We start from the raw sequence: 14,202 nt of genomic DNA on the forward strand, positions 1-14,202 counted from the left end.
TATCGCGACAGTGTCAGCCGAGCGGTTGATCGCCCATCGCATCGCGCCAATGACGGCGGCACAGAGACACGTAGGTTTCGTTGCCGCCGATCTGAACCTGCGCCCCTTCGCGCAGGGCATTGCCGTTTTCGTCCTGGCGCACGACCATCGTGGCTTTCTTCCCGCAGTGACAAATGGTGCGGACTTCGCGCATTTCATCAGAGAGCGCCAGAAGCGCGGCTGATCCGGGGAAAAGGTGCCCCTGAAAGTCAACGCGCAGGCCGTAGCACATCACCGGCACCTTGAGATCATCAACTGCGCGGGCCAATTGCCAGACCTGATCCTGCGTGAGGAATTGCGCCTCGTCGATAAAGACGCAGGCAAAGTTCTCTTTGCCGGATTGCTGGCGAATGCGTTCAAAAAGATCGGTTGTGCCGTCAAACGTATCCGCGTCCTCGGAAATGCCGATGCGCGAGGCGATTTTGCCCGCGCCGGCGCGCTTGTCGAATTGCGCGGTCAACAAATAGGTCGACATGCCGCGTTCACGATAGTTGTGGGCGGCTTGCAACAGCACCGTCGATTTGCCGGCGTTCATGGTGGAGTAGTGAAAATAGAGCTTGGCCAAAACGCACCTTTTGCTTGGGCTGTGATCGATTGGGCGTGAGGTTCCCAGAGTTCCATCAGTCCTAGCGCTGCGGGATGCGAAAATCCACAGGTGTCGTTTGGTTAGACCCGCCATTAAACGACGCTGAGCAATTGGTAGGGCAACCTAGCAAATTTTTCGGCAAAGATCTCGTTGACGATGTCGAGTGCTCTTGCACGGTTTGTTGTGGGTTGGGTTGAGCGTGGGATGGAGGGCTGCCAACAAAACGGGGCGGAAATAAAAACCAATTTCCGCCCCGCCCCAGCACTGAGGGTGCACTTTCCGTCCCGTAAAGGCTTTGACCTTTGGGGATGGATGAGACGGTCCGTGCGGCCGGGTGGGCTGCGGGGCACCGATGGACAGATCGTTACGTGCCTAAGTCAGCCCCTTTGCTGTGAACTTTTCAACTCGTCACTCCGGATATGTGCATCCGGTCTTTTTCAAATGACAAATTCCGGTTAAGTCTTTAATGGGAAAAGACTTGGCAAATTCCCCCAAAACAGGGGCGCCGGAAAACGGAGCGCGCGTGATGAGTGTTGTAGGCAGCTATCTCAAGAAACACACCGAGGCCTTGGTCAAGGACGTTGGTATTGAGGCAGCATGTGAGTTGAGCGGTAAATCCAAGGCCACGTTGGGGCGGTATTATTCCTCTCATGACGAGCATCAGGACCGCTTTATGCCGATTGACGCGGTGGCCGCGCTTGAGGAAGCGGCGTCTTATCCGCATGTGACCTCGGCCTTGGCCGAGCTGAAAGGCAGCACGCTCAACCATGATCAACGCCGCCGTAACTCCGACGATACCGGCGGTGTTAACGCAGATGTGATCGCGTTGAGCCAGCGGTTTGCGGTGTTGATGGCGGAATACGGCCAATCCATCGAAGACGGCATCATCACGGTGACCGAAGCCAAGCGGCTGTTGCGGGAGACCGTGGCGCTGCAACAAGTGCTGGTCGATATGAAGTTGCACCTTGAGGAGGAAACGGTCTGAGCACGCCGCCGCGATCTGAACGGCGACCGCTGTTTCAGGCGGAACGTCTTACGCCGGAGCTTTTGCACCAGTTTCTGGTGGATCTGGAATCCACCAACAGTTCGGCCGAAGTCTGGGCCCTGATCGTGTCCGTGGGGCGGGATTTGAACCTGCCGTTTGTGGATTTTGTGACGGCCGACAATTACGCGGATTGGAAGCGTACGTTGTTTGTGCGCACGTCTTATGATTCCAGCTGGTTGAATGATCTGAATGCGGATCCGGACGTGGTCAAATGGTCCTATTTCCGGACGCATGCGATACACCACCTGACACCTTTGGCCACCGGGGTGGAGTTTATCGACGACTATATGCACATTCCGGAAGCGCGCCATGAAGTGCTGAAGGAGGCCGCGCGCCGCGGAATTCGGGCCGGGTTTTCGATTCCGTTGCGCACACACGCGCCGCCGCAGGCATCGATGATTACGTTTTCCGGCGATCATTCCAAACGCGAGATGCGGCGCATTATCCAGACCCATGGTTGGGTATTGAATGCGGTCGCCATGATGGGGTTTCAACGCTATCTGGCGCATTTCTCGGCGGAATTTGTGGACCGCAACCGGATATCGGAAAAGCAGCGTGAGCTTCTGGAGATGATTGGTGCGGGGCTGCAGGACAAAGTGATTGCCGAGCGGCTTGGCGTTACGGTCTCGGCGGTGCGGCAGCGTATGAATAATATTCTGGCGAAAACCGGCTTGGCCAATCGTGCTGATCTGGCGGCCTTGGCAATGAGCGTCGGGTTGGTGCCCGATCCGCTAAGCCGGTCCAGCGCGCGCGATCCGGTTGTGCTGGTGGAGATGGGCGTCGCGCCTCAGGGCAAAGGGCGGTTTCGGCGTCGGGATCCGCAAGATCACTGAGTGCAGATGCGCATCACGGGGTGCCAAAAATAAGGGTGTCCCGGCAAAGCCGAGACACCCTCACGTCATAAAAAGACATACAGGAACATATGCACGGGTGTGCAATAGACAACGCTTCGTACGGGACTGCACAAAGCAGAAGGGGGTCATGGAGCAATTCCAGAACCTGCCTGAGGTCACAGGCTGCCTGGGGAAGCAGCACGGCGCGACAACAGCACCTTCCTAGGATTATGCTATCGCAGGAATGTAAACATGTCTGTCACAGCCGAGCGCAAAATTGCGTCTCTCTGGCTGATAATTTTGGCTGTAATTAGCAGTTTGACTGTAAATAATGACAGTTATTGGGCCGAAGATGTTATTGAAAACCGACTCACCATAACATGCGTACAGGCGCGCTTGGCGCGGCCTTAGTGGCGACGCACCAGCACCGACCCAACGGAGTATCCCGCGCCAAAGGAGCAGATCATGCCGTACTCGCCGGGCTGCAAATCATCGGAGAATTTCGAAAACGCGATGATAGATCCGGCCGACGATGTGTTGGCGTAGTCTTGCAGGATGTTGGGCTGCTCACCGGTTTCGGGGGTGCGGCCCATCACCTTTTTGCCAATGAAGTCGTTCATCGACTTGTTGGCCTGGTGCAGCCAGAGACGGCGCACATCGGAGACGCCTTCGGCCTCAAGATGGCTCAGCATGTGGGCCGAGACCATCGGCACAACCTCTTTGAACACTTTGCGCCCGTTCTGCATGAATTGCATGTCGCGCCGGTCGTCAACGCCATCGGGGCGCGAGCGGCGCAGAAAGCCGAGGTTGTTACGGATGTTGTTGGAGAATTTTGTGGCGCAGCGGGTCGAGATGATTTCGAAGTAGTCGCCCTTGGCGTCCTCGCTGCGCTCGATCACGGTGGCTGTCGCGACGTCGCCAAAGATGAAGTGGCAATCACGGTCGCGCCATTCCAAATGGCCCGAGCAGATTTCAGGGTTCACAACAATGGCGCGGCGCACGGAACCGGAGCGCACCATATCGGCGGCGGCCTGAATGCCGAAGGTAGCAGAAGAGCAGGCGACGTTCATGTCAAAGGCAAAGCCCTGCGCGCCCAGGTCTTGTTGAATTTCGATAGCGACGGCGGGGTAGGCGCGCTCCATGTTGGAGGCGGCGCAGATCACCAAGTCGATGTCAGAGCCTTCGAGACCAGCCTGCGTCAGCGCTTTTGTGCAAGCGTCCACAGCCATCTCGGTCATGACACCGGGTTCATCGTCGCCGCGTTGGCGCAACAGAGGGTGCATGACGTCGGGATCCAGCACGCCGGATTTGTCCAGCACGTGGCGCTGCTCAATGCCTGACGCTTTGAAGATGAATTCGCTTGAGGAATGCGGGACTGGGTCCATGTCGCCCGCGGCAATCGCGTCTGCGTTTTGCGCGTTCATCTTGTCGGCATAGGCGTTGAAGCTTTCGACCAGTTCGTCGTTGGTAATGACTTGATCGGGCGTAAAGACACCGGAACCGGTGATGGCAGGCTGGAACATGGATCACTCTTGCTGTTCTTGTGGCGCGCAGCTAGCACCCAAACTCCCCTGAAGGTCAAGAGTTTACTCAAGGTCAGTCCGGGGCGGCAAGTCCGCGCCGGTTCGCGCGAACGGATCAATCAGTTGCGTATTAAGCTTCCGAACAGGCGGCCAAGCAGGCCGGGTCGGCGGTCGTTGCTGTCTGCCTTCACTGCGGCCACAGGTGTCAGGGCTTGCTGCTCTGCAGTGGCGCCCTCGGTGGCAAATTGCAGACGGTGCAGTTCGGCGTAGACGCCGCCACGGTCCAGCAACTCTTTGTGCGAGCCTTCGTCCACGACTTCGCCTTTGTCCATTACCACAATCTTGTCGGCCTCGCGCACAGTCGACAGGCGGTGGGCGATGACCAATGTGGTGCGGCCTTTAGAAAGTCGGTCCAAAGCCTTTTGCACAACGGTTTCGGATTTGGTGTCGAGTGCGGATGTTGCCTCGTCCAGCAACAGGATCGGTGTATCGCGCAGCAGTGCGCGGGCGATCACGACGCGTTGTCGTTGCCCGCCAGACAGGTTGGAGCCGCGCGGGCCGACTTCGGTGTCCAGGCCATTGGCCAGTTTGGGCAGAAAGTCAGAAACATGCGCGGCGTCGAGCACGGATTTCAGGTCCTCATCGGAGACATCTTCGCGTCCGAGCAGAATGTTTTCGCGTACGGTTTCATCAAACAGCAGCGCCTCTTGGGAGACCACAGAGAACATATTGCGCAGGCTGTGCAGGGTCAGGTAGTGGTTGTTTACATTCTGGATCGTGATTTTGCCGGATTGCGGATCCACGAGGCGCGTGAGCACGTTGAAAATCGTGGATTTACCGGCACCGGATGCACCGACGATCGCTGTTGTCTTGCCGGCCTCGGCGGTGAAGCTCGTGCCCTGAAGCACGGGCGTTCCACCATAGGCCAGTTTGACGTCTGAGAGCGTGATCTCAGGCACGCCTTCGGGTGTTGGCTTTGGTTTGGCAGGGTCGGCGATTGTTGGCTTAAGATCCATCAATTCCTTGAGGCGTTCGATTGCGGCGGCAGCGACCTGCCACAGGCCGGTAATGCCGGCAAGTCGGCGCAAAGGTTCAAACATCATGCCGACCGCTGTGAAGAAGGCCATAAACTCGCCAACAGTCTTCTCGCCAGACACGATTTCGGAGCCACCATAAAGCAGCACGCAGAACACGCCGAGGCCAGCGGTGAGATCAACCATGCCCGAAATCGAGGATGTGCCTGCCGTGGCTTTGACCTGCGCTTTGACCAATGCCTTGGTATCGCGCCGGAACCGATCCGCCTGGTATTTTTCGAGGCGGTTGAGCTTGGTTGGCACGATGCCGTGGAAAATTTCGTCAAGACGGGTGGAGATATCCGCACCAAGATCGCGGGCCTCGCGCGCACGGCGGCGCACGAAACGCTGAGCGCCCAAGGCGGGTAGCACCAGAATCGGCGTGCCGACGAAGGCCACCAGTGTCCAAAGCCAGTCGATGCTTAGCGCAACGCCAATCAGGGAAATCAGCGCGATCATGTCACGGCCCGCGCCAGTGATGAAGGCAGCCCAAACGCCGTTGATGGATTGCACGTCAGCCTGCACACGTTGGATCAGGTGACCCGGCGGGTGGGTTTGGTGAAAGGCGTTGTCTTGCACCATAAGATTGCCGACCAGACCAATGCGCAGGTCGGCGCCGGATTTTTGCGACACGAAGGCCAGCAGAATTTTGTGCAACACGCTGGTCACGCCACGCAGCACAAAAATACCGCCAAAGATCAGGCTGACAGACAGAAGCGCGCCGGTGTCGCCGCTGGCGAATGCCGTGTCAAACATCGGCTTCATCATGTAGCTAAAGGCGCCAAGAGAGCCGCCTTCGAGCGCCATGAGGATTGCCGCGACAAGCAGGAACCACTTGTATTTTGTGAGGTATCCGGTCCAAAGCCAGCGCATCAGCGGCAGGGCTTTGGTCTCAGGGAGGGCCTGTTGCGTGTCCACAGTCGGGGCCTTTGATAGTGTCCGTTGTCGCCCGTTTATCGTGCAGGCCGCGATGAGGCCAGAACAAAGTCATGGTGTGCGGATTGACGCTGCTGCCTTTGGGCGTAGTGTCAGCTTGCTACGGATCAGGAGACTTACACAATGACGCTTGCCAACGGTCAGACCTATCTTGCCATTCCCGGCCCTTCTGTGATGCCGGAGGCGGTGTTGCGCGCCATGCATCGCAGCGCCCCCAATATCTATGAAGGTGAGCTGATTGACATGACCTATGGCCTGTTGCCGGACCTCAAAATGGTGGCAGGCACGGCCCACGATGTGGCGATCTACCTTGGCAACGGCCATGCGGCGTGGGAGGCGGCTTTGGCCAACGTGATTGCGCCGGGCGACAAGGTGTTGGTGCCAGCCGCTGGTCGGTTTGGCCACGGCTGGGGAGAAATGGCAACGGGGCTGGGCGCAGATACTGAAGTGATCGATTTTGGCCGCAGCAGTCCGATTGATCCGGCACGGGTTGCGGAGCGTTTGGCGGCGGACAAGGACCACAGCATCAAAGCAGTGCTGGCAGTACATGTGGACACGTCAAGTTCCGCCAAATCCGACATTGCGGCCTTGCGGGCGGCGATGGATGCGGTGGGGCATCCGGCTTTGTTGATGGCGGACTGTATCGCCTCGCTGGGCTGTGACCGGTTCGAGATGGACGCTTGGGGCGTCGATGTGATGGTGGCGGCCAGCCAGAAAGGGTTGATGGTGCCGCCGGGGATGGCCTTTGTATTTTTCAACGAAAAGGCGGCGGGCGTGCGCTCGGAGATGGCGCGGGTGAGCCGGTATTGGGACTGGCAGCCGCGCGCCAATCCGGAGCTTTATTACGAGTTGTTTTGCGGCACTGCGCCGACGCATCACCTTTATGGGCTGAGGGTGGCACTTGATATGATCAAGGCCGAAGGCCTTGAGGCGGTCTGGGCGCGGCATGAGACATTGGCGCGGATGATTTGGGCTGCAGGTGACGCTTGGGCCACCGGTGGGCCGTTTGCGTTGAACATGCCCGACGTTGCGGCGCGCAGTCACGCGGTGACAGCGCTGCGGATTGGCAAGGAAAACGGCACGAGATTGCGGCGGTGGTGTCAGGATCAGGCGGGGCTGACGCTGGGCATTGGGCTTGGCATGAGCACTGAGGAGGATCCCAAGGGTGACGGGTTTTTCCGGTTCGGCCATATGGGGCATGTGAACGCGCAGATGATCCTTGGGCTGTTGGCGACGGTACAGACCGGCATGCAGGTCCTCGACATCCCGTATGGCGCGGGCGCGCTGGAAGCGGCGGCGGATGTGATTGCGGCGGGCTAGCGGCGGGCGAGGCGATTGATGCCCTGATTCAGGAGCCAGCCTGTCAACAGCACCCAGCCAAAACCGAAAAAGGCCCAAATGGCGGCGAAAATCCACAAGAGGTTTACCAAACCGAGCACAAGGCAGGTGGTGGTATAATTCTCGACGGGTTGGACCGGTCTGGACATGGCGCACTCCTTGGTAAGGAGTGTAGCGTGGAATTCAGATCGCGCGATGCCACATTTTTGTGAGCGCGCGTTCGGGGCTCAAGCCGCAGCCAGCTGCTTAGTCCAGCTCGGCCAAAACCTCTTCCAATGCCTCGTCAAACAGGGCCAGCGCGTCGGCTGGACCACAGCTGAGCCGGATGCAGCGGTTTTGCGGCGCCACAAAGGGCATGCGCACAAAGACGCCCCGCGCAACCAGACCATCCAGAATGGCTTTGGCATAGGCGCCGTCGCGACCGCAGTCGATGGCGACAAAATTGGTGGCCGAAGGCAGCGCCTTGAGGCCGTATTTCTCGGAGATGCCCGCAATGGTATCGCGTGCCTCGGCCACTTTGGCTTGCGTTTGCGCCAGCCAGTCGGCGTCTTGCAGCGCCGCCAAGGCACCGGCCTGCGCGGCGCGGTTCAGGCCGAAGTGGTTGCGGATTTTCTCAAAGGCGCGGATGAAGTGTGCCTCTCCGAGCGCATAACCTATGCGCGCGCCGGCCATGCCGTAGCCTTTGGAAAACGTGCGCATGCGGATCACGCGGTCGTCGTTTATGTCAACCGGTACAGCGGTGCCTTCTGGCGCGAGCTCGATATAAGCTTCGTCAATCAACAGCACGCAGCCGTCGGGGATGTTGTCCAACTGCGCGACGATGTCGGCGCCGGTGGACCAGCTGCCCATCGGGTTGTCGGGATTGGCATAGTACACCAGTTTGGCGTCGACCTCGGCGGCTTTGGCCAAGAGAGCTGGCAGGTCTTCGGCGTCATCACGATATGGCACGGTGTGCAGCGTGCCGCCGAAACCGGCGACGTGGTAGTTGAACGTTGGATAGGCGCCTTGAGAGGTGACGACGTTGTCGCCCTCCTCAACCAACAGGCGGACCAGATAGCCAAGCAGCCCATCGATGCCTTCGCCCACCACGATGTTTTGCGGCGTGACGTCGTGAAACTCGGCGAGTGCGTGGCGCAGGTCGTAGCTTTCGGGATCGGCATACATCCAGATATCGGACGCCGCTTTCGTCATCGCCTCAATCGCTTTGGGCGAAGGACCAAAGATGTTTTCATTCGCACCCAAACGGGCAGCAAAGGGGCGCGACATCGCGCGTTCCTGTGCCTCGGGGCCAACAAAGGGCACGGTGGCGGGCAAGGACAGGGCGAGTTTTGTGTATCGAGGTGTGCTCATGACCGTTAAGTGCCGCAACGGCGGTCGTCGGGCAAGATAAAATGCCCTCACGTCAGGGTGGATTTCCTTGAGGCGGTGGCGAGAGTAGGCTGCAACAAACCTGATCTTAGGAGGAGGCTGCCCATGGCCCGCGTATCAATCGAAGTCGAAAACCACATCGCTCGTGTCACCCTGACCCGTGGCGACAAGATGAACGCGCTCGACCCGGCGATGCTTGAGGCTATTGCCGAAGCGGGTGAAAGCCTGATGGAGCGTGACGATGTGCGCGTTGTGGTGTTGTCGGGCGAAGGCGCATCGTTCTGTGCCGGTCTGGACGTGATGAGCTTTGGCGCGATGGCGGGCGGCAGTCCCGAAGATCTTTTGATGCCGCGCACCCATGGCAACGCGAACCTGTTCCAACAGGTGCCGCTGGTGTGGCGCAAGCTTCCGATGCCAGTGATCGTTGCTCTGCAAGGTGTGGCCTATGGCGGCGGGTTCCAAATCGCGTTGGGCGCGGATGTGCGGTTCGCGGCGCCGGGCACCAAGTTTTCGATTATGGAGATGAAGTGGGGCATAGTGCCGGACATGGGCGGCATGGCCTTGTTGCCGCATCTGACGCGGTCCGATGTGATCCGCCGCCTCACGTATACAGCGCAATCGTTTGTGGCAGAACAGGCGCTGGAGTGGGGGTTGGTGAGCGAGATCGTGGACGATCCGTTGGCGGCTGCCATGGAATTGGCCGAAGAGATCGCAGGCAAGAGTCCGTCAGCCATTCGCGCCGCCAAGGCGTTGATCGGATTTGCCGAGGACAACATGGATGATCCCGACGCTGTTTTGCTGGAGGAAAGCCGTTTGCAAGCGACCCTGATTGGCAAGGCACATCAAATGGAAGTCATTGCGGCCAATATGCAAAAACGTCCGGCCAAGTTTGACTAAAGACACTCAAAGAAATGCGCACCAAGCGTCGTATGGGCGTGGGTGCGGTTCATAAGCCGAGGCCGTCAGCAGAAATGCGACGGCCTTTTTCCTTTGAAAGGTAGCGCTGGGCCTTACCGTAGGGAGAGGCGGGCTTGAGTGGGTTACTTCATGAAGTTCAAATAAGCTTCACGTTCGATGTTGTAGGCCAACTCCAGTTTGGTGATCTCTGCCATCAGGGACTCTTTCGCCTTGGGGTCGATTTCTCGTGAGAGACGACTGCGGGCGGCTTCGATTTGCTCTTTGAGCGGAGCTGGTGATTTGGGCACACCGATGCCAGCCTTAATAGTTTGGCTGACCGACGCGCCGCCGCCTGGGATTACATATGTCCTCCGCAACGGTTTGCCCGCGCCGGAGAGGTTATTAAGCTGACCCTCAGCTTGCGCTTTGAGGATCTGCCGTTCGATGAGTGCGTTCATGGAGTTTGTCATGCCAATGAGTTAGGAGCGAAACGCGTGGCTTTCAAAGGCCTTAGCATCCGTTCGGCAAGATTTTGCACGGGCCTTTGGCAGGACTTTGAAACCGTTTGGTGCAGGTGGATTGGGGCGGTGTTTTTGATGGCGATATCCCTCGGAAAGATCATGGATTTTGGGATTTTGAGACACAAGAGAGAGGTGTCGCGCGGTGCATATCAGCGCAATTAATTAACTGAAAAATTACAATTTTTCGCAACAAATTTGCTTGCGCCGCCCTTTATGTCTGCAAAGTTTGGAATTGCGGCCATGGACGATCTTCGCGCGGAGATTCCTCTGGATCTTACAACTGTGACATTGTGCCCATGTGCCCAAATCCGCCGATGATGGGCGCAAATTTTCTCATGTTGTTTGCATGCCTGACAAGGCGCGTATCGTGCGCTGAAAGGTTCAAAATCTGACAGGTTGTTGGGGCGGTTGGTGGAATTACTTCAAAAAATTCCTGTATGCTTCGCGCTCGACATTGTATTCCAATTCTAGCAGCGAAACCTTCGTCATCAGCGCCTTTTTCTCGGCAGGATCAGATGTTTTCTTAAGCTCCTCGCGGGCTTTATCCAAACGTTCCTTGAGGGTGAATTGCCGCGGCTTTACGCCTGCGCTGGCCATCATTGCATGGCCAACCGATGCCACAGATGTCTGTAACCCCGAATGCTTGTCGAGTGGTTTTCCCGCGCCGGACAGATTGTCCAGCTTTCCTTGAAGCTGGGCTTGCCGGATCTGGCGTTCGATGAGTGCGTCAAAAGAAGGTGCCATACCAAATGATATGGTATGGCACGCGTTTTTTGCAACTTTTCCTAGTCTAGCTCAGCGAGTTTGTTCAGAGCGGCCTGAATTTTGGCCTCTTCTTCTTCGCGCGCGGCGAGGTTTGCGCGGGCTTCGACCACCACTTCATCCGGCGCGGAGGCGACGAATTTCGGGTTGTTGAGACGACCGCGCAGCCCACCAAGTTCCTTAGCGAGTTTGCCGAGGCCTTTTTCAAGGCGGGCTTTCTCGGCATCGATGTCGATGATGTCGGCCAGCGGCAGACCCAAGGTGGCGCCGTCCACGGCGACTGTGGCCGTGCCTTTGGGGAAAGCGTCGACTTCGGTCATGGACACCACGCGGGCGATCTTGAAGATCAGCGCTTCGTTGCTCTTGAGCGCCGCGCGGTTCTGGTCGGTGATGTCGTTGACGACCACGTCGATTTTGGCGCCGGCGTTTACGCCCATCTGGGCGCGCACCGAGCGGATCTGATCGATCACCGAAATGACCCAGTTCATCTCGCGGTCGGCATCGGCGTTGACGAAATCTGCCGCCGTGTAGGTCGGCCAATCGGCGTGCACCAGCATCTTTTCACGATCGCCCAACTCGCCCCACAGCTCTTCGGTGATGAAGGGCATGATGGGGTGCAGCATGATCAGACATTGATCGATCACCCAGCGCATAGTGGCTTTGGTTTCGGCCACAGCGGCGGCGTCTTCCGCGCCAAACAACGGCTTGGAGAATTCCACATACCAGTCGCAGACCTTGCCCCAGACAAAGGCATAAAGCCCGTTGGCGGCGTCGTTGAAGCGGAAGCTTTCGAGTGCGGCGTCGACCTCTTCGCGAACTTTGGCGGTTTCGCCGATGATCCAGAGGTTGGCGGTTTGTGTCAGTTGCTCGCCGGACCACGCGGTCACGTCGTCTTCAAACACGCCGTTCATTTCGGCAAACCGCGCGGCGTTCCAAAGCTTGGTGCCGAAATTGCGGTAGCCCGCGATGCGCTGCATGTCGAGTTTGAGAACGCCACCCAAAGCCGCCATGGCGGCCGAGGAGAAGCGCAGCGCGTCGGCGCCGTATTCGTCGATGATCTCCAGCGGGTCCATGACGTTGCCGGTGGATTTGGACATCTTCTTGCCTTTGGCATCGCGCACGAGGCCATGCAGGTAAACGGTGTCGAACGGGATTTGATCCACGACGGCCAACTGCATCATCATCATGCGGGCAACCCAGAAGAACAGGATGTCCTGACCGGTGACCAGCGTGGAGGTCGGGAAGTATTTTTCCAACTCCGGCGTATTGTCGGGCCAGCCGAGGGTGCCGATGGGCCAGAGGCCGGAGGAGAACCAAGTGTCGAGCACGTCGGGGTCGCGGGTTAGCGCGATCGGGTCCGACTTGTAAGCGGCTGCGATGATTGCATTGGTCGCGTCATCGCGTTCCGCGTACTGCTCCTCAGAATCGTGATATCGACTCTGATAGTGATCGCGCGCAAGTTCGACGGCCTCTGCCTCTGTTACGGCGCAAAAATGCGTGCCGTCTGGCCCATACCAAACCGGAATCTGGTGACCCCACCACAGCTGGCGCGAGATGCACCAGGGCTCGATGTTTTCCAGCCAGTGGTAGTAGGTTTTCTCACCCGACTCCGGCAGGATTTTCACGGTGCCGTCGCGCACAGCATCGAGCGCGGGGCCGACGATTTTGTCGGTTTCCACAAACCATTGATCGGTCAGCATCGGCTCGATGACCACTTTGGAGCGGTCACCAAAGGGCTGCATGACGGGTTTGTTTTCCACGTAAGGCACGGTCTGCGTGACCTCGGACGTGTTGCCGTCCTCATCCTTGACCGTCGTGGTCTCGGTGGTCATCACCGCGAGGCCTTCGTCGGTGATTTGCTGAACCACCAGTTTGCGCGCCTCAAAGCGGTCCAGACCACGGATGTCTTCAGGCACGAGGTTCACGGCGTCGGCTTCTGGAACGCTCAGTGTCTTCTCACCCTTGGCCACAGCCATGGCGATGGTCGCGGCAGCATCATAGCTGTCGCCATCCGCCCGCATCGCGCCTTTGGTGTCCATCAGGCGGTACATCGGGATGCCGCCGCGCTTGGCGACCTGGTAGTCGTTGAAGTCATGCGCGCCGGTGATCTTCACCGCGCCGGAGCCGAAGTCTTTGTCGGGGTAGTCGTCGGTGATGATCGGGATCAGGCGGCGGTGCTCTTTGGGGCCGACCGGAATTTCGCAGAGTTTGCCCACGATGGGCGCATAACGTTCGTCCGAGGGGTGCACAGCAACTGCGCCATCACCAAGCATCGTCTCGGGACGCGTTGTAGCGATGGAGATATAGTCGCGGGTTTCGCGCAGTGTCTCGTTTCCGTCTTCGTCTTTCTCGACATATTCATAGGTCGCCCCGCCCGCGAGCGGGTATTTGAAGTGCCACATGTGACCGGCGACTTCGATGTTTTCTACTTCGAGGTCAGAGATCGCAGTTTCAAAATGCGGGTCCCAGTTTACGAGGCGTTTGCCGCGATAGATGAGACCTTTGTTGTACATCTCGACAAAGACCTTGAGCACGGCGTCGTGGAAGTTGCCGCCAGCCACGTCAGCAGGCGCGCCGGGCGCGCCGGACATGGTGAAAGCTTCGCGGTCCCAATCACAGGACGCGCCAAGGCGCTTAAGCTGGTTGATGATGGTGCCGCCGCTTTCGGCTTTCCAGTCCCAGACTTTTTCAAGGAATTTTTCGCGGCCCAATTCGGCACGGGACGGCTGCCCGGTCTCGGCCAGCTTGCGCTCGACAACCATTTGGGTGGCGATCCCCGCGTGGTCGGTGCCCGGCTGCCAAAGGGTGTCAAAGCCCTGCATGCGTTTCCAGCGCATCAGGATGTCCTGAAGCGTGTTGTTAAACGCGTGACCGATGTGCAGAACGCCAGTGACATTCGGCGGCGGGATCATGATGCAATAGGTGGACGCACCTGGTTTGGCATTCGCGCCTGCGGTGAAGCAGCCTGCTTTTTCCCAAGCGTTATAAAGCCGGCCTTCGGCCTCGGCTGCGTTGAAGGTTTTTTCCATCGCCATCGGTCTTGATCCCTTTATCCGGTCGCGCCTGTCTCTAGCGAAAGCAGAGCCAAAGGGGAAGCGCGAAGGGCGGGGTTTGAGAGCAAGATTGTTGAGGTGGAGCTTCACGAGCAGTGATGAGCTTGTTTGAGGGCGCGGCGCAGTGGGTATTTTGGCCGGCGCCTCATGCGCGGTCGTTGCGACGGCGGGTGGGTCGAAAGTAGGGAATCCATATCTTGAGCCACCGGCACCTCATGCTAAGTTTCG

General features: G+C 58.4%; 12 protein-coding genes. 4 read left to right on the forward strand and 8 right to left on the reverse strand.

The features are described 5' to 3' along the window. Positions 1-13: 13 nt before the first annotated feature. On the reverse strand, positions 14-604 hold the full coding sequence (locus PG871_RS05495) for a thymidine kinase (protein ID WP_270726942.1): 591 nt from the start codon (positions 602-604) through the stop codon (positions 14-16). A 547-nt stretch (positions 605-1,151) separates the two neighbouring features. Between PG871_RS05495 and PG871_RS05500 the strand changes: the two genes are divergently transcribed. Next, positions 1,152-1,610, forward strand: coding sequence for a hypothetical protein (locus PG871_RS05500; protein WP_270726945.1), 459 nt, complete (start codon positions 1,152-1,154; stop codon positions 1,608-1,610). A 77-nt stretch (positions 1,611-1,687) separates the two neighbouring features. Beyond that, complete coding sequence (locus PG871_RS05505; protein WP_270726947.1) at positions 1,688-2,503, forward strand: helix-turn-helix transcriptional regulator; 816 nt, start codon at positions 1,688-1,690, stop codon at positions 2,501-2,503. 407 nt (positions 2,504-2,910) lie between these two features. Here the strand turns inward: PG871_RS05505 and PG871_RS05510 are convergent, their stop codons facing one another. Further along, positions 2,911-4,026 carry a beta-ketoacyl-ACP synthase III gene (locus tag PG871_RS05510; RefSeq protein ID WP_270726949.1) on the reverse strand — a complete coding sequence of 372 codons (1,116 nt, stop codon included), beginning with the start codon at positions 4,024-4,026 and terminating at the stop codon, positions 2,911-2,913. A 119-nt stretch (positions 4,027-4,145) separates the two neighbouring features. After that, positions 4,146-5,972, reverse strand: coding sequence for an ABC transporter ATP-binding protein (locus tag PG871_RS05515; RefSeq protein WP_270728724.1), 1,827 nt, complete (start codon positions 5,970-5,972; stop codon positions 4,146-4,148). Positions 5,973-6,158: 186 nt separating this feature from the next. On the opposite strand from PG871_RS05515, the gene PG871_RS05520 reads away from it, so the two are divergent. Beyond that, the gene (locus PG871_RS05520; RefSeq protein WP_270726951.1) at positions 6,159-7,355 is read left to right on the forward strand and encodes a pyridoxal-phosphate-dependent aminotransferase family protein; all 1,197 of its coding nucleotides are present in this window, start codon (positions 6,159-6,161) and stop codon (positions 7,353-7,355) included. Here the strand turns inward: PG871_RS05520 and PG871_RS05525 are convergent. Both PG871_RS05525 and PG871_RS05530 read right to left on the reverse strand, forming a co-directional pair. Beyond that, positions 7,352-7,522, reverse strand: coding sequence for a hypothetical protein (locus PG871_RS05525; RefSeq protein ID WP_270726953.1), 171 nt, complete (start codon positions 7,520-7,522; stop codon positions 7,352-7,354). The genes PG871_RS05520 and PG871_RS05525 overlap by 4 nt on opposite strands. 97 nt (positions 7,523-7,619) lie before the next feature. Then, on the reverse strand, positions 7,620-8,723 hold the full coding sequence (locus PG871_RS05530; RefSeq protein ID WP_270726955.1) for a pyridoxal phosphate-dependent aminotransferase: 1,104 nt from the start codon (positions 8,721-8,723) through the stop codon (positions 7,620-7,622). A gap of 123 nt (positions 8,724-8,846) precedes the next feature. On the opposite strand from PG871_RS05530, the gene PG871_RS05535 reads away from it, so the two are divergent. Next, positions 8,847-9,638 (forward strand): crotonase/enoyl-CoA hydratase family protein, encoded by a 792-nt coding sequence (locus PG871_RS05535; protein WP_270726957.1) that lies wholly within the window; start codon positions 8,847-8,849, stop codon positions 9,636-9,638. Positions 9,639-9,781: 143 nt separating this feature from the next. Here PG871_RS05535 and PG871_RS05540 read toward each other — a convergent pair whose 3' ends face one another. The 3 genes from PG871_RS05540 to PG871_RS05550 all read right to left on the reverse strand — a co-directional run bounded on the left by PG871_RS05540 (position 9,782) and on the right by PG871_RS05550 (position 13,956). Then, entirely contained in the window at positions 9,782-10,108 is a 327-nt protein-coding gene (locus tag PG871_RS05540; RefSeq protein WP_270726960.1) for a DnaJ family domain-containing protein, read from the reverse strand. A 468-nt stretch (positions 10,109-10,576) separates the two neighbouring features. Beyond that, complete coding sequence (locus PG871_RS05545) at positions 10,577-10,903, reverse strand: DnaJ family domain-containing protein (protein ID WP_270726962.1); 327 nt, start codon at positions 10,901-10,903, stop codon at positions 10,577-10,579. A 41-nt stretch (positions 10,904-10,944) separates the two neighbouring features. Continuing rightward, positions 10,945-13,956, reverse strand: a complete 3,012-nt coding sequence (locus tag PG871_RS05550) for a valine--tRNA ligase (protein WP_270726964.1) — start codon at positions 13,954-13,956, stop codon at positions 10,945-10,947. Positions 13,957-14,202: the final 246 nt, after the last annotated feature.

It is taken from the genome of Shimia sp. Alg240-R146, assembly GCF_947331465.1.
Taxonomy (GTDB): Bacteria; Pseudomonadota; Alphaproteobacteria; order Rhodobacterales; family Rhodobacteraceae; genus Shimia.